The organism is Vibrio sp. 1249-1 (assembly GCF_033340495.1).
Genome location: NZ_JAWOWJ010000957.1, coordinates 1 through 561, shown reverse-complemented (window position 1 = coordinate 561; position 561 = coordinate 1). Strand labels below are relative to the sequence as shown.

General features: G+C 48.1%; 1 protein-coding gene. It reads right to left on the bottom strand.

Going from position 1 to position 561, the window contains the following annotated elements:
* A partial coding sequence (gene nudC, locus R7Z50_RS29905) for an NAD(+) diphosphatase (RefSeq protein WP_318150071.1) occupies positions 1-561 on the bottom strand: 561 nt, incomplete at both ends.

Sequence of the window (561 nt, the reverse complement as noted above, 5' to 3'; positions counted from 1 at the left end):
CCCAAGGCTGACTGCCAAAGTAACGAATGTTTTTCACGTGAATGCCCGTTTCTTCATGCACTTCGCGCGCGACACAGTCTTCTAAGGTTTCTCCCGCCTCTAAAAAGCCCGCAATCACGGTGTACATGCCATTTCGATGCCTTGGGTGCTGCGCTAGTAAGATCTGATTTTCTTTACGCACAGCAACGATGATGCATGGGAAAATGCGCGGGTAGTGCAAAGTTCGACACTCTCCGCATTGCATGGCAAATTGATTATTATTAAGAAAGTTGCGCCCACCACATTGCGGACAAAAGCGTAAGCTTTGGGTCATGTGCCCATATTGGATAGCCTTGCTCAACAGCATAAATAGCGGTTCAGGGAAATGTAGACAGTCGCGCAATGAAACGAGTGGGAGATCTTGCTCCAAATCTGCAAAATTAATCCACATCACTGGCGAACCAAGATAGTCACCAATTTGCCTCGCATTCTCTTCTGGCAGTGAGAACTGCTCCGCACTACCAAAAGGCACAGCACCATCCACCAGCCAAATTTCACTTCCTGCAACAACACACCAGTGTG